Source organism: Pseudomonas sp. FSL R10-1339 (assembly GCF_009600545.1).
GTDB lineage: Bacteria > Pseudomonadota > Gammaproteobacteria > Pseudomonadales > Pseudomonadaceae > Aquipseudomonas > Aquipseudomonas bubulae.
In genome coordinates this window covers 1-20,259 of the sequence record NZ_WIVQ01000078.1, presented here as the reverse complement: position 1 = coordinate 20,259, position 20,259 = coordinate 1, and the positions used below count along the sequence as shown (strand labels likewise).

Sequence of the window (20,259 nt, the reverse complement as noted above, 5' to 3'; positions counted from 1 at the left end):
CGCGGTCAATAGCGCCAAATTCAGCGGGATTTTCAACTTACTGCGCGGTTGCGGCAAGTTGATCGGAGCTTCCCTAGAGACAATCTAAATTTAGTAGCCTTTCATAGACTTTCGTCTATTGGCCAGTCTTACGGACTACTGGAGTGGCAAGAGATAGCCACTGAAGCTGAGAAGATGGCAACTGCTGCAAAAGACAAGCAGTATGCTGAAGCGGTGAAAAGAGTTTGGCTTCACGCAGCTCACGCTTACTTCAAACTTGGAGATAAGGAAGCCTCAATCAGATGTAAAGTGTTTGCGGTCGATCAAACGTTGCGAATGCGTGACGGGGTTGGATCTGCAATGGCCAAGGCATCCTGGACACGAGATGCTATTGGTGAGCTTCGCTCAATTGGAGGTACGCAGGAGCGGATCGATGAACTCAAAAAAGAACTGCAGAATTACGAAAACGATTCACTATCGGAGCTCGGAGAGTTCAGTATACCTATTGATCTTAAAGATGAGCGCCAAGCAACCATAGACCAATTCGAAGAGCTAGAAGTTCACGAAATGCTTTTCCGCTTAGCCTTCAGTTCACGCCCCCCTGAGAAGATAGTTCTTCACAAGAATTGTCTGCAAAAAAAGAACAAATACTTTCTATCATCGATAATGGGCAAGGTCTACGCGGATGAAAAAGGCAAGGTAATAGCCCAAGCACCGTCTGCAGACTTATCTGACAAGCCGTCTGAGGAGTGGTTTGACCACGAAAGCCTCACAGAAGTTGGCCTTCATTATCATATTGAAGCCGAGGGATTCATCAAACCCGCTTGCATGACTATATCTAACTATCAGGCCATTGATGAAAGACACTTAGAACCTATCGCACATCACAGCGCATTTGTGCCACCTGGGCATGAATCAATTTTTGCTCTTGGATTCGCCAGAATGATTCAAGGCGACATGGTGACAGCAGCTCACACGTTAATCCCCCAACTGGAAAATTCACTTAGACACATATTGAATAATCGCGGATCCAACACGGTAAAATTCAACATAGATCTTACGCAAGAAGATCAATCTCTCAGTCAAATGTACTCAAATCGAAAAGAAGAGCTTGAGCAAGTCCTCGGCCCAAACATAACCTATGTAATACACTTACTTTTCAATTTGAAAGGTGGGCCAATGCTAAGACATGAAATGGCGCATGGAAAGCTCACTGCGGGACAATGCTATAGCAGCGCCTGTATATATGCATGCTGGCTAATATTCCATATTACATGTGCTCCACTTATAAAATACTGGGAACCACATGTAGCAAATGCGATTCAAGAAGTAACCCACTAGACAAAAAAAACCCTACCTATAGCGAACTCACAATACACCATTGCGAGTTCGCACATCAGCACTGCAAAACCGCACTCACCCACTGCGAATCCGCACCGAATTAAAGCGAAACCGTACTCTGCTTCTGCGTTTTCACACTACCCCTTAGTAAACCCTCATGCAACCTAAAACAAATGACTATATTTTAAAAAACACTCCCACCACCTATTGCTCCACATGCATAATAGTCTTATATCAGTAGCTAGCCAGTTGTGTCTGTGGCAGACAATAAGCGACTACTCACATCCCTTCGGGTGTTGCGTTGATAAAAGCTAACCAATAAAAACAATAATAGGTAAGCCAAGATGAAGAACATCGAGAAGCAAAATAAAGAAACCCGGATAACTTTTAGACTTAACAAGTCTGAGTTAGATACCCTCAATTCCAAGATGACTGAGGCAGGCTACAAGTCAGCTGGAGCGTTTATACGTGACTACGTAGCCAATGGGCAGGTGAAGCCAAAAGTCACCCAGGATGTCGTACAGATCGCCCGTGAGCTGATGAACCTGGCTTCAATGATCAACGCCGACCGGCCTGGTTCCGAACTACTTGAGAAAGTAAAGTACATCGCCCAAGTGAACCTGGGAGGTGTCAAATGATCGGCAAGATCTTTCCCAAGTCTGCAGGATCGTTTAAGAACCGGATTCGGTACATTTTTGGCTGCACCAAGCACGACCATGAGATCTCTGGCATCCGGACGATCAGCTTCAACACCATGAGCCGCGATCCACTGCCAGGCGTCCTCCAGGGCAACGAGGCGGACTTGTCGGAAATGATCAAGGAGTTCGACCAAGTCGAGACGCTTAGGCGCTTCTATATCGACTCCGACAAGCCCATCAAACCGGTCTTTCACGCCATGCTGTCCTTACGCCCCGGGGAGGCTCTGACAACGCCTCAGTGGCGCACAGCAGTCAACAAATACATGGCAGACCTGGGCTTCGATGAGAGCAATCAATTCGTCGCTGTGATGCACCAAGACAAAGACCATCAACACGTCCACATCGTCGCCAACAGGATTCGGCTCAATGACGAGTTCTCAATGGTCAAAGACAGCAACGAGCGAAGCATCAGCCTGGACTCTGTGTCCGGCATCGAAGACCGCTTCAAGCTGTCCAAGGCACCGAAGCCCAAGGACACTTGGGGCGTCTCGATCTCCCACGCCGAGCTCCAGGCCTCGATCCGCGATAATGACCTGCCGCTCAAGCACAAAATGATCGCAAAGATTGCAGGCGCCATCGAAGCCACTAACTCAAACCATGGTGACATGTTCGACTTCGTACGCGCACTGAGAAAGCAAAAGGTCTACATCCACCTGACGCTCAACGACGAAGGCCAGCCAAAGGGCATCAGCTACGAGTTTGACGGCAAACATATAAGCGGTAGACAGCTCAAACGCTCACGCCTCACGTGGCACAAACTAACAACGCAAGAAGGTATCAGCTATGACCCAGAAACCCTTTCAGAGCTTCAGACAGAGATTGAAAGACGAGATCAAGACGAACATCGCCAATCTGAACGACTCCAGTACTTCTACCTTCGATTCCAAGCCGGCGCGCGAAGAATCCCGATCAAAGTCAAAAGCGCCAACTGGCGTCTCGACAGGGACACCAGACTGATCCTGGAAGCCCTCGAAGCCCTGCTCGGCATCGATCTAACCTTCAAAGGGATCGGAAAGCCATCAAAGTACTACATTGAATTCACCCCAGGCCAACCCCTGCTTTTACCAGCCAGAAGACGACAGGAGTATGAGTTTAATCCACAGCCTGCGTAATTGCATTGACTTGACCACCTGTTTGCATTCGACCTGAGCACCGATTTGCATCGGATTTGACCGGCAGGCTTCCCACCCATGAGCCGCAGCAGTCGACCCAATGCAGCCGGTCGTGAGGGGAAGAAAACGATCCAAAGCTGGCATTTATAAAACTGCCTGGTTGGAGATGTCGATGATCAAGTGTTGTCATCAGTATTTTTTTCTCCGACGGAGTTGAAGGGGCGAAATACAGATCGTATGTGCCATCCGAAATCTGGAATCTAACTGCATATCCATTATTCTAGTAGTAAGTTCCAAAAAAACTCATGGATTTCACTGCCCTTTGCATTGAGGGCAACGGCTTATTAAATTGCGCGAGAGCTGGTAATAATAGGGGATAAACATAACAACACCAGAACTACTGATAGCATCAAAACAGAGTGATTTAATTTTATGTATTTTCCCATCCCATAGCATCTCGTCATCCATTACGAGAATCTCACTTAGCTCTAGATTTTCGGGGTTGTAAATTTTTACATCGTTTGGTTGACGAGCATACGCCTCGATGTTATCACCTGCATTACCATAAGCAAGTTCAATGGCTTTAATCCAATTAATATATTCCGCCTCTTTGCACCACTTAATTACTTCCGACAAATTTTCTGGTGTAAATTTTTTTGCAAAATCACCGTGCTTGTGACATTTTGAAAATTCGGCGAAATGTCCGAGCATGTACTCGTAAGAGTATTCGCCTGCTGTCATGGGTAATCTGAAATATTTGCTTGGCGGAACAATGGAGGTAGTGGTTGAGTTTAATAGGCTGCAGATAATATCATAGAATCCGTATAGGCATTGATTGCTCCGGTCAGGGTATCCATGAATTCTTATCTCCGGAAATTTTTCAATATCATTATTATAAGCGCTAGCCTTTTGGCCATCGCCGTACATAAGAAATCCCTTTGAAAGTACGAATACAGCATTGCATAAATGATGGCGTGGATGTTCACTCGCATAAAGATTTAGTTCGTGCACAATGTCAAGCCAATCAAGATCAGTATCGTAAGCAAACAAAATACCAAAACCATTGTTTTGCCTCTGTATCCCATCATGTAAAAATTGCGACTCGGACTGCTGCATCCGATTTAGTTTTTTGAACGAGGCTATATTATCAAGGCCGTCACGTATTTCTTTTTTATTTAGACGAGATTTGACTTGTATTGCACCATAACAACTCTCTACGGGATGGACTTCGTAGACACCTTGTCGCCGCATCAGGGTGATTGAGTCAAGGGTATTGTAGAGCAAAATGTCTAGTTCATTACTCACATGCCCACTTGTCGATGCTACCCGTACACTAGTTGACGATACAGAATAGCGTGCGGGTAATAATTTGTTTTCGGACAGGAATTTTCGAAGGATCACCTCTCGGGCATCCCCAACATCTCTAGGGTGCTTAATATCCTTTGATCTTTCATAGTCAAGACGCATCTGATTTTGAAAGTCAAGAAACTCGCGCTCTAAACCGTGAAATTCTCTATCTTTTGACCTGAGGGTAATTGCTCGCTGCGCCTGCTCGACCAGGTTCCGCTTCGTGCGCTCTTCTCGATGTGCCCACGCGGCCCTGTCTGCCTTTTCCTTTGCTGACAGTCTTTTCTTTCTTGGGCGTGTAGTCGTCATGATGACCTCATCAGAGTAAAAGTATGCATCTTACAATTCCGCTCGTAGTGGATTTTGCTTATGTCCGCTCTTGGCCGGTTTCTGCCAGTGCAGACAGGCTGGAGGGCGGCGACTTGCCCCCTGTAGGCAGGAAGCGTGTTGGTGAAATCCGTTGCAAATGACTGGTCAAGTTGAATGCAAATCGGTGGTCAGGTCGAATGCAAACGGGTGGTCAAGTGGGGTGCAACTCGCACACAGCCTGCATAACGCGAGCTTCGTGGTAATGGATGGCGTACCTGGCCGATGCATCGCTGGGTACGTCTTCACCATGCCTGACGGCGATACTACATCTAAACACAACCCATCCACGCGATCTGGCAAGACGAAGGCGAGCTTTAGGTTGAAGACAAGGCTGGCTGCACATACCCGATTGCCGAATTTGACTACGACGACTCCGCGCGTCAGATCGGGAGTATGGGTGAGGAGATTTTTCGCGGTTTTTTACACACTCGTAGAAGTAGCTTCAATGCGCAAACAAATATCACGCATCAGCCGCGCGTCAGCCAGGGCGTGATGCGGAGGTTCGAAGAGTAGGTTTTCGATATCGGCAGTAAGCTCTACACCACTGCACATCTCATTAAGATCTGTGGGTTCGAGCAATACATTTGCGGGCCATTTCCCCTCCACCTGTGCAAGCTGACAGAAAAAAGGCCAGTCCCAGGAGGGAGCATCAGAGCAAACTTCTAGGTCTACGTCGAAGCGTTCAATAAACTTCTGTAGCCGTGCTTTAGCCCCTGCAATGGTTTGCCCGTGACGCTGCAGGTCGAGATGCGGAAGCACTGTCTCGACGACAAAGTCACTGCAGTCATCAAAGCAGTAGGTATCAGTGAGTTCGACATAAAACTCATCCCCCGTCGCAGTTACCAATGCTAGCGATATGAGCTTGGCATCGCCATGCAGGCCCGTGAATTCAGTGTCCAAGAAAAACTTCATGCCGCCCATCCGTACTATAACCGTGCTTAGACTAGCGACTGAGTGAGCCGAGCACCATCGCCGAAACATTGAGCCCTCGCAAAAAGCCATTGCCTATGTAACCCTTAAAGGTGTACATTCTTTTCCTTGAAGGCAAAACTCTGCCGACAAGATAAGATTCCCTAGCCCACGTACGGGCTTTAGGGGGAAACAGTGACAGAGGATCAGTTTATGGCTTTAGCTGAGCTTTTACGTATGCGAGGTGGTGCAAGCCAAGAAGCCGCGCGCCTAGTGCTTGTTGAGGGTTTGTCTACAACAGAAGCCGCGCGCAAGGTTGGGACGAGTCCGCAGGGGGTCAGTAACGTCCTGGCTTCGTGTCGTCGTGGTCTGGAACTGGCTCGGCGCGCCACACAGGGTAGTGCTTGATGCTCAGGGTTTTGGTTGAAAAGCTAAAGTACGGGGTGAATTTCACAATTCACTTTTTGCTCATACCCGTAACTATCGTACGTTTTTACGTTTGTCTCTTTTCAGAGCCCAAGCCAGTCACTCGGACTCTCCGGGATGCTCGCTTTTGTGGTAATGGGCATATTTCTGGAAAGTCCGCATTACAGGATGGGACTGTAACTGACGCCTGCGGTTTTTTGATTGATCTAACCGTTGAGAAAGGTGAGTTGGTGGCGATCCTGGACGGATACAGGTATGTCATAGCAAACGTCGTTACTGAAGCTGGCGATACTAATTTGCACGAGACATTATGTGATTTGTGGCTACCGGAGCCGGCAAAGTGATATGTGTATCGCCGATAAAGCTTACCGAATTTCGATATATCGGCGACGAGTTATATTTAGTCTGTACGGTGTATGGTGAGCGCGAGCTTATGTCGGTAGAGAGTTTTTATGCCGGTTTTAACGCCGAAAAACATGTAACTGAGCTGTAAATGCCTCTGTTGGGATTTCCGCTTTACAATAATTAGCGTACTACCAATCCGCAGCTAACAACCAAGGAAATCAACATGGACAGAAAATTGTCTGCGGTGCTCGCCTGCCTGGCTTTTGCATTGTCATCTGTTACTGCTATATCTGTTGCAATGACAGTTTATAGTCTCATCGACGACCCCTTCCTCCGGTTCGTCTTTGCTGGGGCAGCTGTTTTGCTGGATATTTTTAAGTACCTTGCGTGGCCTGCAGCTATGCGTTTAATGAGTGAGCGCCTTTGGGTTACCGCTTGCGGAGTGCTATTTTGCTCAATAACCCTCGGAGCTGTTTCTGGCTGGTCGACTTATGACCGTCTGGTTGGGTCAATAAACTCAAGCAACTCACGCCTTGAAGCGCTCAGTGGCGCGCGCTTTGTGCAACTGTCCGCTTTGATTAAGACGGACTCTGATTTCCTCGAAAATCTGGACGAGGCGGATAATAAGACCAGAACTGACTCATCCACTCTCAGGGATAAAGGCATGGTCACAAAAGCCCAGGAGCTCGAATCTGCCGCATATGACCGGACGGATACCCAGCGCCGAGCCGCGATGGAGCGGATCAAAACCAACTCCTTGGAAATCGCCGAAATCCAGGCAGCCACGGCAAAAGCATCATCGATTCCGGTGCTCCTAGCCGTCATACTCTGCGCTGGCTTTGCCCTATCACTGGAGCTAGTACCGGCCCTGATCCTCACAATCCTTCCAAGCCAGAGGCCCAAGGTTTATAAGGATAAAGATGTTCTAGAATCACCAACCATCGCGACAGTTACAACAGATACCGTCAAAAATCTCGAATTGGTGTCGAACAACGGTCTCTTAGACACGTTACTTAAACAGGCTGCAGAACTGCCATTGCATAGCAAGATCAAGGTAAAAGACTTCGCCAGCAAAAACCGAATCGGCAATCTAAAGGCGTGCACGATTTTCAAGGAGGCTGAAGCACTTGGAGCTGTCAAGAAAACCCGCTTAGGCTATCTGACGACCCCAAGTCTTAGGAAAACCGAGCTAAAGCAGCTTAATCTGCCAAGCCAAGCTTACGGCTAAACCAAGTATATTCATTATAATCAAACTCATTTCCAAACAGCTCATCTATTCTAGCCTTGATGATCTCATAGTCATGACGGGCCCGACTTCTATCGTGACATTGACCATTACTTTCGATTTTTCCAGCCAGATCCTTAATTGCATTTTTATTGAAAAGCTTTATGTATTGTGGTATTGCAACTTGAAAGCGAGAGTCGGCCTGATCATAATTTGAGCTCGACCCATAATAAGTGGAAACAATCTTGCAGAACCTCTCCTGCCATTCTTCAGAGTCAGAAAGTTGGAGAAGATAGTCAAATTGCGATGATTTAAAGACAGGCTTATCTTTTTTTATCCACTCCTCAACATCATCCCCATGCTTAAAAATATTTTCTTTTACGAACCAGCCAATCGTTTTTCCAACCTCATCATCTGCAATGCAATGCTCAACTTTTAGGCGAGCCGCATCACTCAAAACCTCGAATAGCTCGGGATTATTAGAAAGAAAGAACGTCATATACTGTAAAGAGGATTTAGAATTAGACACATTACTATAGTAATCGACATCACCCTTTATAGTGTTGGAAAGTGCAGACTTATTTCTAGCCGTAACAACCTCAAGGACATGAAGATTAATTAGCCTATTTTTCTCACAGAGCTCATCGTCAAGCCGAAACACAATCTTCCACAACGAACGAAATATATTCAACTCAACAGATGGCGTTGTCCTATCAAAATAACGACTAACGACATACTTCTTTACTTTTGCTCTATCATTTAGCATTTCCCGTGACTCAGCTATATCACCAAGTAACTCTTTGAGGATATGCTGCGTATAAAAAGGAGGCCTTGTTAACAGATCAGACAACGTATTTCTGAGCAACGATCTAACGGTTTCTTTATTCGGCGAATGTAACTCACGCTCTCGATTCAGAACAGGATGAGCTGAAAGATGTCTTTGCTTCTGCAAATACCTCAAATTTTCGTATTCCGAGCTATCTAAGAGATGAGTTTTGTCGTTCACATCATCGATCAGCTTCAGTTCCCAAGCGGCAGATTTTTGATCATGCTCCTGCATTTTGCTTAGCTCAGCTATAATAGCCTTAGCTGATGCATCGTCATATAAATCGATTAGACTCTGCAGCTTGTAAACAATATCGCATACCGCAACCGACCAAAGCATAACCACTGCAGATCTATAATTTCCATTATGATAAGAAGACAAAACCTCTTTGAAGTATTCCTTTGTCTTACCATAATGAATACTATCTGACATCTTTTCTAACGAGAACTCGTCCATAAGACTTCCGCTTAGTTTATATAATAGAATGACAGCATCAAGCAATCTAAAACAATCCTACAATGCTGCAATAGAATTATGATCTAATCCCATCAATCACCGCAGGTCGTGAATCCTCGAAACCCGGTATTTGCGAGTATACATCGAAAGCCAATTCATCAAACCAAGCCCCTACGTTCAAATCCTGCTCACCCTCAAACGTCCAGGTCTCCCCGACTATCCCGGCAACCTCTTTGACTACCATTCCACCAGACTTGACGACAATCCGAGTCAGCCCTCCTCCATAGTTCACGTCATCACGATCGAAAACCACAGCCGGCGCTCCGCCATCCCGCTTTCGCCAAGTGATCGTAGCCGGCCCGCTGATAACCCCTCCCTCATGCCCATTGACCCTTACCCTCCCCGGCGTCCAAGGCTGATCATTCCGCGTACCTACAGTAAACGACCTCTGCGCAGCGACATCAAAATCCTGCCTACCGGTTTGCGTACCTACCAGCATTTTCACACCGACAGTTTCACCTGCCGCGTACTGCCATGGCGTCACAGCAAACCCCTCGCTCACTGCCCATACCCGCGCGCCAACCGGGTGGCTTACTGGCCTGGTATTGAACAACCCACGATTAACCACCCCAACACTGGCAGAGCCAGAGCCATACCGAGAAACCGACTCATACGAAATCCATTCGAGCCCAGAAACGCTGGAAACCAGCAACAACCCAAGCCCACTCCTCACTTCCTCCGGCGTATAACTATCCAGCTCGCCGACATCACCTCCCAACTCAACCTCGCCTTCAAAAAACCGGTTTGCTGTCAAAGCCTGGCTCAAAAAGCACAACGGCGTAAATTGCTGAACCCCTGCATCAACCCAGGAACCCTCGCTATTGCTCTTTGCTTGCAAACGGAAATCGCGCCCAGCGACCGGTTTTTCGGCTGCGATCAGGATGCTCCGCGTTGTCTGAGATGGGGTCAGAATTGCGGGTGCTTCGATGAAATCGTAGCGCGTAACGTCCACTGGTTCGAAGGACGGTTTCTGCCATTTCGCTTCCGATCCTGTCGTGTAAAAACTCTCAAAAACCCCAAAAACGTCCTGGATCAGCGTGAGCCGAACAGCTCCATCGGTTGGAGCGCCGAGGTCGACGGCGGTTACGCGCATCACGATTTTTTCGATTTTTTGTGCCGGCCAAGTGAGTTTTACTACATCACCTACTTCAGCATCCGCCATTGATCTGTGGCACTCAGCGATGCACGAAGCGAGAGGGACAGAAATCGCGGAAAGCTCGCGCTGTACGATTTTCGCGGCGGTTTCTCGAGTAGAAATCATCGGCATCGATAGGGTCTGGCCGTCCGAGTCGCCTTTGTGAATTCGTAAGCCGTTGTTCTGGGCGATCACTGTGCGTTCGTTGTAGTCGTCGGCGGTGCTGGTGTACTTGAGTTTGACCTCGTTGACTGCGGTATCGAGTGACCCACGGCTAAAATCTGAAAGCGATTTGACGTTCCAGGGGCCGATTTCAGGGACTTCGTCGAGGCTGTAATTGTTGCGGATCAGCCTGAGTTTTAGGGCGCCTGTGGCCGGATCCGTGTTGAGCGAACCCTGGATGATCTTCTTGATGTCATCAATTACGTCGGCAGCGGTGCGGGCCGTGTCGATTACGCATGAAATTCCCAGGCCTTCGTCATGCAATGTTTTTGCGGCGGCGACAAAAGACTCAACGTCGACGGTTGTGAAAGCGATGTCTGCACCAAACGCCGGGTGGGTGATGATCTCGTATAGGAAGTACGCGGGATTTGCATCCAGTCCGACCTTTTCGTACAGGGCGGAATCTGGTTCCGTGGATGGTGATTTAGGAAAGCGCGAGCAGACAAAGCTAACAGCCTCGGGCGTTGAGGCATTACCGATATACATCCCCTCAAGAACGGCATATGCGATACCACGGATGGGTGACACAACATCAGCGCCAAGCAGGCCGACCAAGTAAGCGTTTGCGGTTTGTATCAGCGATCCACCGTAGAAGCGTAAGGTGCCGGACACGCCGCCAGTGCCATCCTCGTCGCCACCGAAAAGCGTGGGTTTATTGATCTGGATAGCGCCACCTGACGACTCACCGTTCCAGGCCACCTGATCACCAAACTTAACCTCTCGCAGAATTACATCCTCGCCGTGGCAAATACCAAGCTGGATGCCCATGTGATAGCGATATCCAACCGTGGTTTTTGTCGTGGAGAAAAGTCCCTTAACCTTTTTGACGATCTTGGAGGTGCGCAGGTCGCCATACCAAACCACGTTAGGGCTGCTCAAACGTCTAGTGCCCGCCAAAATTTGAACTGGACGCTCAGCAGCCGAAGGGAAAATAAATTCCTCCAGGCCAGCAGCAGACGGCGAAGGAACTTTTGTCTTCATCGTCGCCATCATCACCAGCGACAAGAGGAACATTACAGCCATCATCCAAATCATTTTTGTTCTCTTTATTCTTATTATTAGGCTTGGAAAGGGTTGTCAGTGGGGATAGTTAAAAACCCCAGGAAGTTATCGAAGTTTCCAAACGAATGGCAGGAGGCCGCCGACCGGTCAAAGCCCTTGGCAACCTGCACAACATCACCAACTGATAGGCCGTCAATAGTCGACATGAGTTCGAAGTTATTACCATTGACTGAGTTAATCTGGCGAAAGTCAGAGCCGTCTTTTGACAGCAAACCTGCTTTGTAATACTCGGTTTCGTGGGCTTTGTTGGCAAGTTCGATTGTGTAGCCGCTATTTGATACTGAAACTACAGTGGTTTCTTCTTGCCAGTCCTGCATTTCCAGAGAACATCTGGCATCGTATAAATGGTGGTTACACTGACTTTGATATCCAGCACGCATGATCTGACGACGTAATAGTGCAGTTGCCGGGCAGCAATCAAGGGTCGCGATTGAGTTATTCCATGTAACACCCACAACTTCACCTGCAAAAATATTGATGAAGAGTCTTTTGGCGTCACGCTGAGTGCGAAATATCTTGAGCGTTACATGATTTGATGGAAGCGTAGAGCGAAACAATAGCGGCACTGGCGAGTCACCAGGTAACTCTATGCTCAGTCTGTTTTTGTAGTCTTCGTTAGTTCGCTGAAGCTTGCCACGTCTCAATGCCAGAGGACTGTAGATTAGACCATCAACATGAAGATGCGGTTTGATACCACTTGTATATGCAAACTTACTACCTCCATGCTCGAAGAGATAGAGTTCAATGGGCCGAGAAAGGGATAACGCGGCTTCAATTTTCTGGAGCGTCAGCATGCAACAGCTGCCTTATTGTTTTTGTTATTGTGCTGTCTTGCGTAGTGTCAAATGTGTACTTAAATTCGTCGGAATCGAAACGACACAGATACAATGGTTTAATCGATTCTACATCTTCGACTTTGATATCGCTGAGTGGTTCGTCAAGTATCAGGACTTCGAGTCCGCCTACTGCGCCTGCACTAACTAGCGACCTTTTCAGCGTAGTTCCATTATACAGACTAATGGTGATGGCAGGCGGAAAGGACTTTGAATTACCAAGGCGGCTATAGCCAACAGGCTTGATCTTTAGTTTAAATGTCTCATCGTAAATATCTTCAGCGATCTCCATGGCGATTGCTGCAGACTCCATCCAGAACTCGCCTTGGGCACCGTTCTGAAGCTCCGCAAAGTTTTCAAAGCTTTGCCTTTCATCATCAGAGAAAAACCTAAAAGCATGGCTAAAAACACGAACAACGCCAGGAGTCCGTTCGTAAATACTCCGCGCGCCGATGGTTGGATCGAAGTGCTCACGCAATCTCTGGTACTGAACAGATATATCATTTGACCTATCTGGACGAAATGGAATTACATGCTTACCTTTGTATCGCTCAAAAGCATCGACCGGCACCGGTTTAGTAAATGTCGTTTCATCGAGTTCAAAGGTGATTTGGTGGCTTGCCAAAGAGTCAATATGGATAGTGGCACTACTCTCATCGGAACTATACCCCGCTCTAACAGGTACGACGCGAGCACCAAGTTTGAAGTTTCTATTAACCAAAGCAGTCAGAACAACCGCACCAGAGGCTACACTCTCTACACCGACAAACTCAGAATCAACCCCATCGGTTATCATCAGAGTATTAGAACTAGAAACGTAACCGTTAACACTATCAACATAGATGATACGATCACCCAGCAAAACATCGTGCGTTAACTCGCTGGCATGCGCCCACATAGGCACTAGCAACTGTCCACCAAAATTCCCGTACTTAATGTCGAACTCAGTCAGCGCGCCATCATCAAGTAGATACTGGTAGGTTAGTGATACACGCGGCTGATCCCGCAATGCTATACGTTGTTCAGTGCCATCAAAGCTCTCAATCACTTCAGTCAGGTACTGGATGGTCATTCCTGGTTGAGTAGACCAGTCGATCCTCTCAGCAATGATAGTCGCCATTATTGCGGATAAGCGAAAAGGAAACACACCGCCAGGCCCGAAGTCAAAACCTGCCTCATAGCCGATGATCCCCCCCTTGATTTGGCTCAGAAAAACTTCATATCCCGCTGATGTAAACCCTGGAATAACGCCAGAGGTAACACCATCAAGCACCAAGCCATTGCCACCAGTTTCGTTGACTCCGGTCAGCAGTTTATCCGTGGTAAAGGAATGCCAAAGCTCAAAGCCGAAAGTATCAGACGGTGTTACAACACCTGCCTGAATTACAGCCGGAGTGAGAAAGACATTATCAAAGAAGAAGTCACCAAAGCTTTTAGAAATCTGGTTCATGGTTTATCCAGCAGGACGGCCAGTCCAAGATTGTAATGTGGGGCATTGCGATTCAGCGGGTATTCTTTTTTGTACTGCGGGAACACCATAAACCTTGAGGTACCAATCTCGTAAACCTCCCCAGGCTCTAGCACATCAAGGGAAACGTAGAAAATATCTGGGAATTGACTGTATGGCGAATAGACATCATCGAAAGATGTGAAGTAATCAATTGTCATCAGACCATCATACCCGCCAGTGAGGCCCGAAGACCTGACAATAGTACCCACACTACCAAATGAGGTATTACCAGGGTGCGCATGTGGAAAACCTGAAATAGATCCTCGTGAAGTTGTCGACAGAGTCCCCCAAGTTCTCTCACCCCTGTCAAAACCAGTAAACTCGGAATGATTTAAGTAAACGCCAAAGAAGTTACTGGCATTAGCAAATATCGATTCCCGGTTAGTCGCTTCGTATGCATTAGTTGAGGCTACGAACTGCCCTCCTGTGTCACCAACTAAAACAGGAAGCTTGCCAAAAGCCAGGGAGGAATACTGATCCGACGAATAGTTGGTAGTCAACAGGACATAATCGGCGGTAGTAAAGATATGGCATACACCTTTATCGCCACTCTCAAGGTAACACTTTGGTGAGTATTCGAATCCAGGCTGCGAAGCATAAGCCACATTGCCATCAAACCCTGTCTTTAGGTTCAGAATGACACCCTTTTGCCCATGTCCACGCTGCGCATAGTAGTCGACATAAGGGTCATAAGCACCAAGGCTACGAAGCCCGAAGTGCAATCCACCTTTCGAGATATGCAATTGCTTACCAATGCGAGGATCGGGCATGTCGGAGTACTTGAGCTCAGTCCACCCTTCAACTTTCAGACGCTGATTGATAATAGCAATCAAGTCCTCAGCGGACGAATAAACAGACGTGTAGTACTTCATGTAAGCCTCAAGGCGTAAGTTTCAGAAGTCTTAGACACATTCGGCACTACCAGGTAATCAACATCATCAACTTGAATCACACTGCCAGCCTCCATCCCCTGTGAAACAGCAAAGACACCATCCAGATTACCGAGCCACTTTCCATCGTCGGAATTTAAATCATCAGCAGCGTCAATACGACCAGAACCACATACTAGTGCTTGATATAACACAGCCGAACCATCCAACTTATTCCCCAGCCTCTGGAATTTGCCATCAAACGGCCAGATATAAGAGTACGCATACGAATAAGGGAAGCTGTAAAAAGAAGAAGTCCCACCGGCATTGCCCCCAACTATTTGCCACTTTCCATCGGGTAGTACAACTTTCGGGCAGAAGTTCTGACCGCCCGAAAAGAATGGATACGCAGACTCGTAAGTCACATTACCAACTTCTCCAGACCCACCTATAAAACAAGGGAATGGGTAAACCTTGCTCGAACCAAATGGCAACATCAAGCCGGCGTACAATGAGTACCAGGCATCACCAGACTTAATAACAGCAGCAACGCGGCGCGAATTAACGACTGTCCACACCTCAACAGCTCCCGCAGGAATCTTTACACGGGGCAGGAATGGTGTGTAGGTATTACTGTATCCACCAACTTGCAACTTGGCTGGAACAGCCGGATCGTAGGTCTGAAACGATTGAATCTCGCAAATATCACCAGAGATTATAAGTGCAATATACCCCTGACCATACGGAAGTCTGAAGACTTTTTCGCTGGCGATATCTTTGACAACAACCCAGTTGTTTGATGGCAAAATAGAAGCAGCAAGAACTGACAAGTAGTCAGCCCCTGAAGCGTAGGTAGAGTTCAGATAAGCCATATATTATTATTCTTATTAGCTTTATTAACCTATTCTACCATATTGATAGTTACAAGTTTTTGATCTCCCCGCGATTGGCCCGAATATGGTTCATAACCATTCTTTCTCCTTCAGCGCCTTCCATTGCGCCTGCCAGGCTTGGTGCGTCAAGTACGTTGTGGATACTAATCTTCGGCTGAGAGTTAGATGAATTTGAGCCACCCTTTCCTAAGTTTTTGCGATGGCGTGGATCAGACTCCGTGAGCATCTCCTCACCCTTCATCGCAATTATTGGAACCTCGTTCGGCCTCAAACCAATTTCACCGCCAGTGTGGTATCGCGGCGCGCCGGCAAAGATATCCAACGATCCATACCGGCTCATCCCGCCGGCCCCACCGATCAGGCCTCCGCTGTGCTTCATCCCGATCATGCTCATCAGCCCACCCGCACCAGCGCTTGCTCCGCCTGTGTATGCGGACAGCATCGATTGAATGGCTAGCTGGATCAGCAACTTGGCAATGATCTTGGACACCTCTGTCAGCACGCCCTGAGCGAAGTCAGCAAAGGCCTCTTTCGCAGACTTTGTACCTGAGATGAAGTCTGTAAAAAGACCTTCCAGGCCACCTTGCAAACTATCCGCTACCTTGTCGGTGAGCGTGGCCAGATCAAACACTTCGGCCCGCGCGGACTTTGCAGACTCACGAACCTTTTCCAGGTCAGCCGGGTTACCCGTCACCTCAGCAGCTTTTTCCCCACGACCCTCCAGCTCGTTCGTCTTTAACAGATAGTCCAGTGGAGATATCTGATGCCTCTCAAGCTTTGACTTCAAGCTCGCGTACTGACGCTCGATTTCCTGCATCTCTGCCTGAGCTTTTTTTGCAGAGATGAGCTGCTGGATTGCTGTCGAGTCTTCGCCCAAGCTTTCAAGATTTTTGATCGTGTCTTTGAAATCTGACTCGATCTTTTTGATGTCAGCCGAGAACTGGTCACCGCCGATTGCCAAGAGCTCGATGTGTGCGTCGTCTTTGATTTGCTGTAGCTGCTCTTTGATCTGTCCAATCGCTGCTGCTCGGTCTGCTTTGAGTAGCGCGGACTGATTGACGAGCTCAGCGCCGATGGTTGCTTGCTCTGCTTTTTTGCTGGTGATGTCAGCTTCAATTTGGTTAATAGCAGCCAAAATGCCTGGTCTATCGTTCAGGTTTTGCGTAGCCCCCAGAAGTTTTTGCTGGCCACCCAGGCTCCCCTGTAAAGCCTTGATGTCGACGTCCAAAGCTCGCTTTTTCTGTTCGCTCAGTTTTTTGGCGGCTTCCATTTCAATCCGGAAACGCTCATCGGCAACCTTTACTGCTGATAAATTTTCCAGGCGCGCACGTTCCTGCAGACCCGCAAGTTCGATTTGCTTTTTGGTGTCGATCTTAGAGATCGTTATTTCAATTTCTTTGTGAGCCAGGTCAGCCTGAAGTTTTGCCTGGATCGCAGCGATTTGAGCCGACGCAGCTGCGTTCTTTGTTTGAAGTTTAACGATGTTTTTTTGATCTGACTTATCTTTTCGAGCAGCAAGCTCTTTATCCAGATCATCTTGGTTTTTAATAGCTTGACTCTTAAAGCTAGCCAGAAACTCGTCAGCTTTCTTTTGACCTTCGTCACTATTTAAGATGTCGAAATTTTCTCGACCAACATCATGCAGCTTACTACGCAACTCTTTTACACCCTCGATTGCCTCGTCGATATTTTCGGTCTTAAAAACCTCAACTGGCTGATCGTAGGATTTCCGGAGGTTAGTTACATCCTTTTGAAAGCTCTTAACCTTCTCTGATACACCGGTCAGATTAAATGCATCTGCAAAATCTTGGATTGGTTGCACAAACTGCGTGTTAAAAAATCCGATTGTAGTGGAAAATGCCGACCGGAAAACATTAACCATCCCGTTGCCGGCTTTCACAAAACCTTCGTCAATCGTGCGCAGGCCCAGAAGGAAAAGCTCTGATACAAATAGTATGCCTTCACCAAGGAAGCTAAAAACAACATCAAAAGTGTCTTTGATCTTTCCGGCAAAGACTAAACCGCCCAAAATACCGGCAAGCATGTCGGTAAATTTTGATCCAACTCCTTTTGCCGAGGCCTCCAAATCCGTAGACATTGTGACTATGGACTCAGTTACCAACTGCACCAGCGCAGTAAGCTGCGGAGACACATCAGCAAGGATCTTACTAAAGGCGGTAGTACCAACCTTTTCGAGCTGAGAAAAGGACTTGCCAAGTTTGGCGACAGCAATTGTCTCGGTGTCGCTTAATACCAGGTTAAATCGCTTGGCTTCATCCATTAACCTCTTGAATTCGGCCCCGCCATTTTTTAGAACTGGCAGCAAGTTTCGCAGACTGTCCGAACCAATCTGATCGAGAAAAGTAAAAGCCGAGTTATCGGACATTCCTTTTAAAGCGTCGGAGATTTTCTCTAACTGCTCCAAGGGGTTTAACTTGTTAAATTGTTCTACATCGGCATTCATCACCTCGAAAAAGTCAACACCACCACCAGAACCAATGGAACTGAATTCTTCGACCTTAATTCTAACTTCGTCAAGAGCGTCAAGAAGCTGGTCAGGTTTAATATTTGCGCCCTGAAATGCAGCATATTGAGCAGCCGTGAGATCCTCTATCGAGATGCCCAAGCGCTTTGCGGCAAAGTCCAGCTCAGTAAGACTACGGACAGTCTCTTTGATAGCAACTGCACCGGCAAAGGCCGCGACCAGCGCAGTGACTTTGGTTGCAGCGCTAGTTAAAACACTTGAAGCCTGATCTTTTGCTCTTAAGATCAGGTTAATTACTGCACTAGTAGCCATATTATTATTGTTCTCCGGCCAAGTTTTTCATCAACTCGTTGAATGGTGCAGCGTCGCCCGAAACACACGAAATTCGACTTAGGTGTTGTGCATACATCTCGCCAATCAACTCACCACGACGGAGTTCTTTTTGGACTACCGAGATCTTAAACAACTTACGAATCGAATAATTATAAGGATCGAGATGACGAGTGTTATGACCACAGGAAATTAAGTACTCGCAATTGGATACCAGCGTGTCTACAAAATTCTCAAGCGAAACACTATCTCCGCCGCCCTCTTTTTTCTTACGCTCAGCCTCAAAGTCCGCTACTTTTTGAGCAGCTGTGCGATTGTCGGGGCTAGTTTTTCGAGGCTTTTTTTTAGACCGTCTGGAAAGGTTAGGGAATCTCCGAACAAGTTTTCAAATGTGCTGAAATACGCCTGACCACCTGATCCGAGCCGCCTATGAGCCAGATGAGCTTTTCCGATTTCGAATACGCCGGCAAGCGCAAGCAGACACGCCGCGAACGCTTCCTCGCCGAGATGGATCAGGTCGTGCCCTGGACGGGTCTGCTGGGCCTGATCGAGCCGTTCTACCCCAAGGCCGGTGGCGGCAGAAAACCCTATCCTCTGGAAACCATGCTGCGTATTCATCTGTTGCAGAATTGGTTTTCCCTGAGCGATCCGACCATGGAAGAAACGCTCTACGAAATCACGCCCATGCGCCAGTTTGCACGTTTGACCTTGAGCGCCCCGATACCTGAAGACACCACGATCATGAATTTCCGGCACTTATTGGAAAAGCATCAGCTTGCACCTGCAATCCTCGCGGTCATCAATGGTTATTTGCAGGACAAAGGCATGTCTCTGCGTCAGGGCACTATCGTCGATGCCACCATTATTCATGCTCCCAGTTCGACTAAAAACGAAGAGGGAAAGCGCGACCCCGAGATGCATCAGACCAAAAAAGGTAACCAGTATTTCTTCGGAATGAAGGCCCATATTGGTGCCGACGTTGAGTCGGGGCTGGTTCACCACGTTCACGGCACCGCGGCGAATGTAGCCGATGTCACTCAGGTTGCCGAACTGCTGCACGGCGAGGAAAACGCGGTCTACGCTGATGCTGGTTACACCGGCGTTGAGAAGCGTGAAGAGCATGAAAATCGTGAAGTGATCTGGCAAATCGCCGCGCGACGCAGCACCTATTCCAAGCTGAATAAACGCAGCGTGCTCTACAAGGCCAAGCGCAAGATTGAGTACTGCAAAGCCCAGACACGGGCCAAGGTCGAACATCCGTTTCGGGTGATCAAATGCCAATTTGGGTACGTGAAAGTGCGCTTTCGTGGGCTGATGAAAAACACGGCTCAGTTGACCACATTGTTCGCCCTGTCGAACCTGTGGATGGCTCGAAAACAACTGATGGGTATGGGCGAGTTGCGCGCTTAACATGGAAAACCGGGCGAAAAACGCCCTCGATGAACACTGCATCAGGTCGTTTTGAGCAAATAGCGCTGCGTGCCGTGCAAATTACGACTTGCGGCCGCCGCGCAGCAAGTTGATCGGAGCATCCTTAGCGAAAAAACTGCCGCAAGAAGTTCTACCTGGGTCATAAGCGGTAGATTGATTACATGCTCTGCAGCTTCTGGTTCTTTGCAGCCAGCGGCAATACAAGCAGCGCCAAAGGATGGGAACTGGAGCATGATGATTTTGGAGTTATCGGTACTCTTTAGATCTTCTTTGGCGTTGTGCAAAAAGATCGTAGCCAGGATTTTACTGTGATCTTCTACTAAGGAAGCTCCGATCAACTTGCCGCAACCGCGCAGTAAGTTGAAAATCCCGCTGAATTTGGCGCTATTGACCGCG

General features: G+C 47.8%; 14 protein-coding genes and 1 pseudogene. 5 read left to right on the top strand and 10 right to left on the bottom strand.

The genetic code is table 11. The annotated features are described in order from the left end of the window. The first annotated feature begins 174 nt into the window (after nt 1-174). The 3 genes from GHO03_RS18595 (at nt 175) to GHO03_RS18585 (ending at nt 3,130) form a co-directional block, all read left to right on the top strand. Nucleotides 175-1,320: a DUF4209 domain-containing protein gene (locus GHO03_RS18595; RefSeq protein ID WP_178110334.1), complete on the top strand. Its 1,146-nt coding sequence runs from the start codon at nt 175-177 to the stop codon at nt 1,318-1,320. A gap of 344 nt (nt 1,321-1,664) precedes the next feature. Beyond that, on the top strand, nt 1,665-1,958 hold the full coding sequence (locus GHO03_RS18590; protein WP_153400329.1) for a hypothetical protein: 294 nt from the start codon (nt 1,665-1,667) through the stop codon (nt 1,956-1,958). Continuing rightward, nucleotides 1,955-3,130, top strand: coding sequence for a relaxase/mobilization nuclease domain-containing protein (locus GHO03_RS18585; protein WP_153400328.1), 1,176 nt, complete (start codon nt 1,955-1,957; stop codon nt 3,128-3,130). Before GHO03_RS18590 ends, GHO03_RS18585 begins: the two co-directional genes overlap by 4 nt. 312 nt (nt 3,131-3,442) lie before the next feature. Here the strand turns inward: GHO03_RS18585 and GHO03_RS18580 are convergent, their stop codons facing one another. Both GHO03_RS18580 and GHO03_RS18575 read right to left on the bottom strand, forming a co-directional pair. Continuing rightward, complete coding sequence (locus GHO03_RS18580) at nt 3,443-4,786, bottom strand: DUF6602 domain-containing protein (RefSeq protein ID WP_153400327.1); 1,344 nt, start codon at nt 4,784-4,786, stop codon at nt 3,443-3,445. Nucleotides 4,787-5,266: 480 nt separating this feature from the next. Continuing rightward, on the bottom strand, nt 5,267-5,758 hold the full coding sequence (locus tag GHO03_RS18575; protein ID WP_095019839.1) for a 3'-5' exoribonuclease: 492 nt from the start codon (nt 5,756-5,758) through the stop codon (nt 5,267-5,269). Nucleotides 5,759-6,749: 991 nt separating this feature from the next. Between GHO03_RS18575 and GHO03_RS18570 the strand changes: the two genes are divergently transcribed. Further along, on the top strand, nt 6,750-7,754 hold the full coding sequence (locus GHO03_RS18570) for a hypothetical protein (protein WP_153400326.1): 1,005 nt from the start codon (nt 6,750-6,752) through the stop codon (nt 7,752-7,754). Here the strand turns inward: GHO03_RS18570 and GHO03_RS18565 are convergent. The 7 genes from GHO03_RS18565 to GHO03_RS18535 all read right to left on the bottom strand — a co-directional run bounded on the left by GHO03_RS18565 (nt 7,726) and on the right by GHO03_RS18535 (nt 18,414). Then, entirely contained in the window at nt 7,726-9,033 is a 1,308-nt protein-coding gene (locus GHO03_RS18565) for a hypothetical protein (RefSeq protein WP_153400325.1), read from the bottom strand. The genes GHO03_RS18570 and GHO03_RS18565 overlap by 29 nt on opposite strands. Before the next feature lie 76 nt (nt 9,034-9,109). Then, nucleotides 9,110-11,485 (bottom strand): phage tail protein, encoded by a 2,376-nt coding sequence (locus GHO03_RS18560; protein ID WP_153400324.1) that lies wholly within the window; start codon nt 11,483-11,485, stop codon nt 9,110-9,112. A 23-nt stretch (nt 11,486-11,508) separates the two neighbouring features. Then, nucleotides 11,509-12,306, bottom strand: a complete 798-nt coding sequence (locus tag GHO03_RS18555) for a phage BR0599 family protein (RefSeq protein WP_153400323.1) — start codon at nt 12,304-12,306, stop codon at nt 11,509-11,511. Next, nucleotides 12,284-13,795 carry a hypothetical protein gene (locus tag GHO03_RS18550; RefSeq protein ID WP_153400322.1) on the bottom strand — a complete coding sequence of 504 codons (1,512 nt, stop codon included), beginning with the start codon at nt 13,793-13,795 and terminating at the stop codon, nt 12,284-12,286. Before GHO03_RS18550 ends, GHO03_RS18555 begins: the two co-directional genes overlap by 23 nt. Then, nucleotides 13,792-14,727 carry a hypothetical protein gene (locus GHO03_RS18545; protein WP_153400321.1) on the bottom strand — a complete coding sequence of 312 codons (936 nt, stop codon included), beginning with the start codon at nt 14,725-14,727 and terminating at the stop codon, nt 13,792-13,794. The genes GHO03_RS18550 and GHO03_RS18545 overlap by 4 nt, the downstream gene beginning before the upstream one ends. Further along, nucleotides 14,724-15,596, bottom strand: coding sequence for a hypothetical protein (locus GHO03_RS18540; RefSeq protein WP_153400320.1), 873 nt, complete (start codon nt 15,594-15,596; stop codon nt 14,724-14,726). The genes GHO03_RS18545 and GHO03_RS18540 overlap by 4 nt, the downstream gene beginning before the upstream one ends. Before the next feature lie 49 nt (nt 15,597-15,645). Further along, entirely contained in the window at nt 15,646-18,414 is a 2,769-nt protein-coding gene (locus GHO03_RS18535; RefSeq protein ID WP_153400319.1) for a phage tail tape measure protein, read from the bottom strand. A 447-nt stretch (nt 18,415-18,861) separates the two neighbouring features. On the opposite strand from GHO03_RS18535, the gene GHO03_RS18530 reads away from it, so the two are divergent. Continuing rightward, nucleotides 18,862-19,842 carry an IS5 family transposase gene (locus GHO03_RS18530; RefSeq protein ID WP_026140357.1) on the top strand — a complete coding sequence of 327 codons (981 nt, stop codon included), beginning with the start codon at nt 18,862-18,864 and terminating at the stop codon, nt 19,840-19,842. Between the two features lie 41 nt (nt 19,843-19,883). On the opposite strand, the pseudogene GHO03_RS25160 reads toward GHO03_RS18530, so the two are convergent. Next, a pseudogene (locus GHO03_RS25160) lies at nt 19,884-20,259 on the bottom strand (hypothetical protein); the annotation flags it as partial.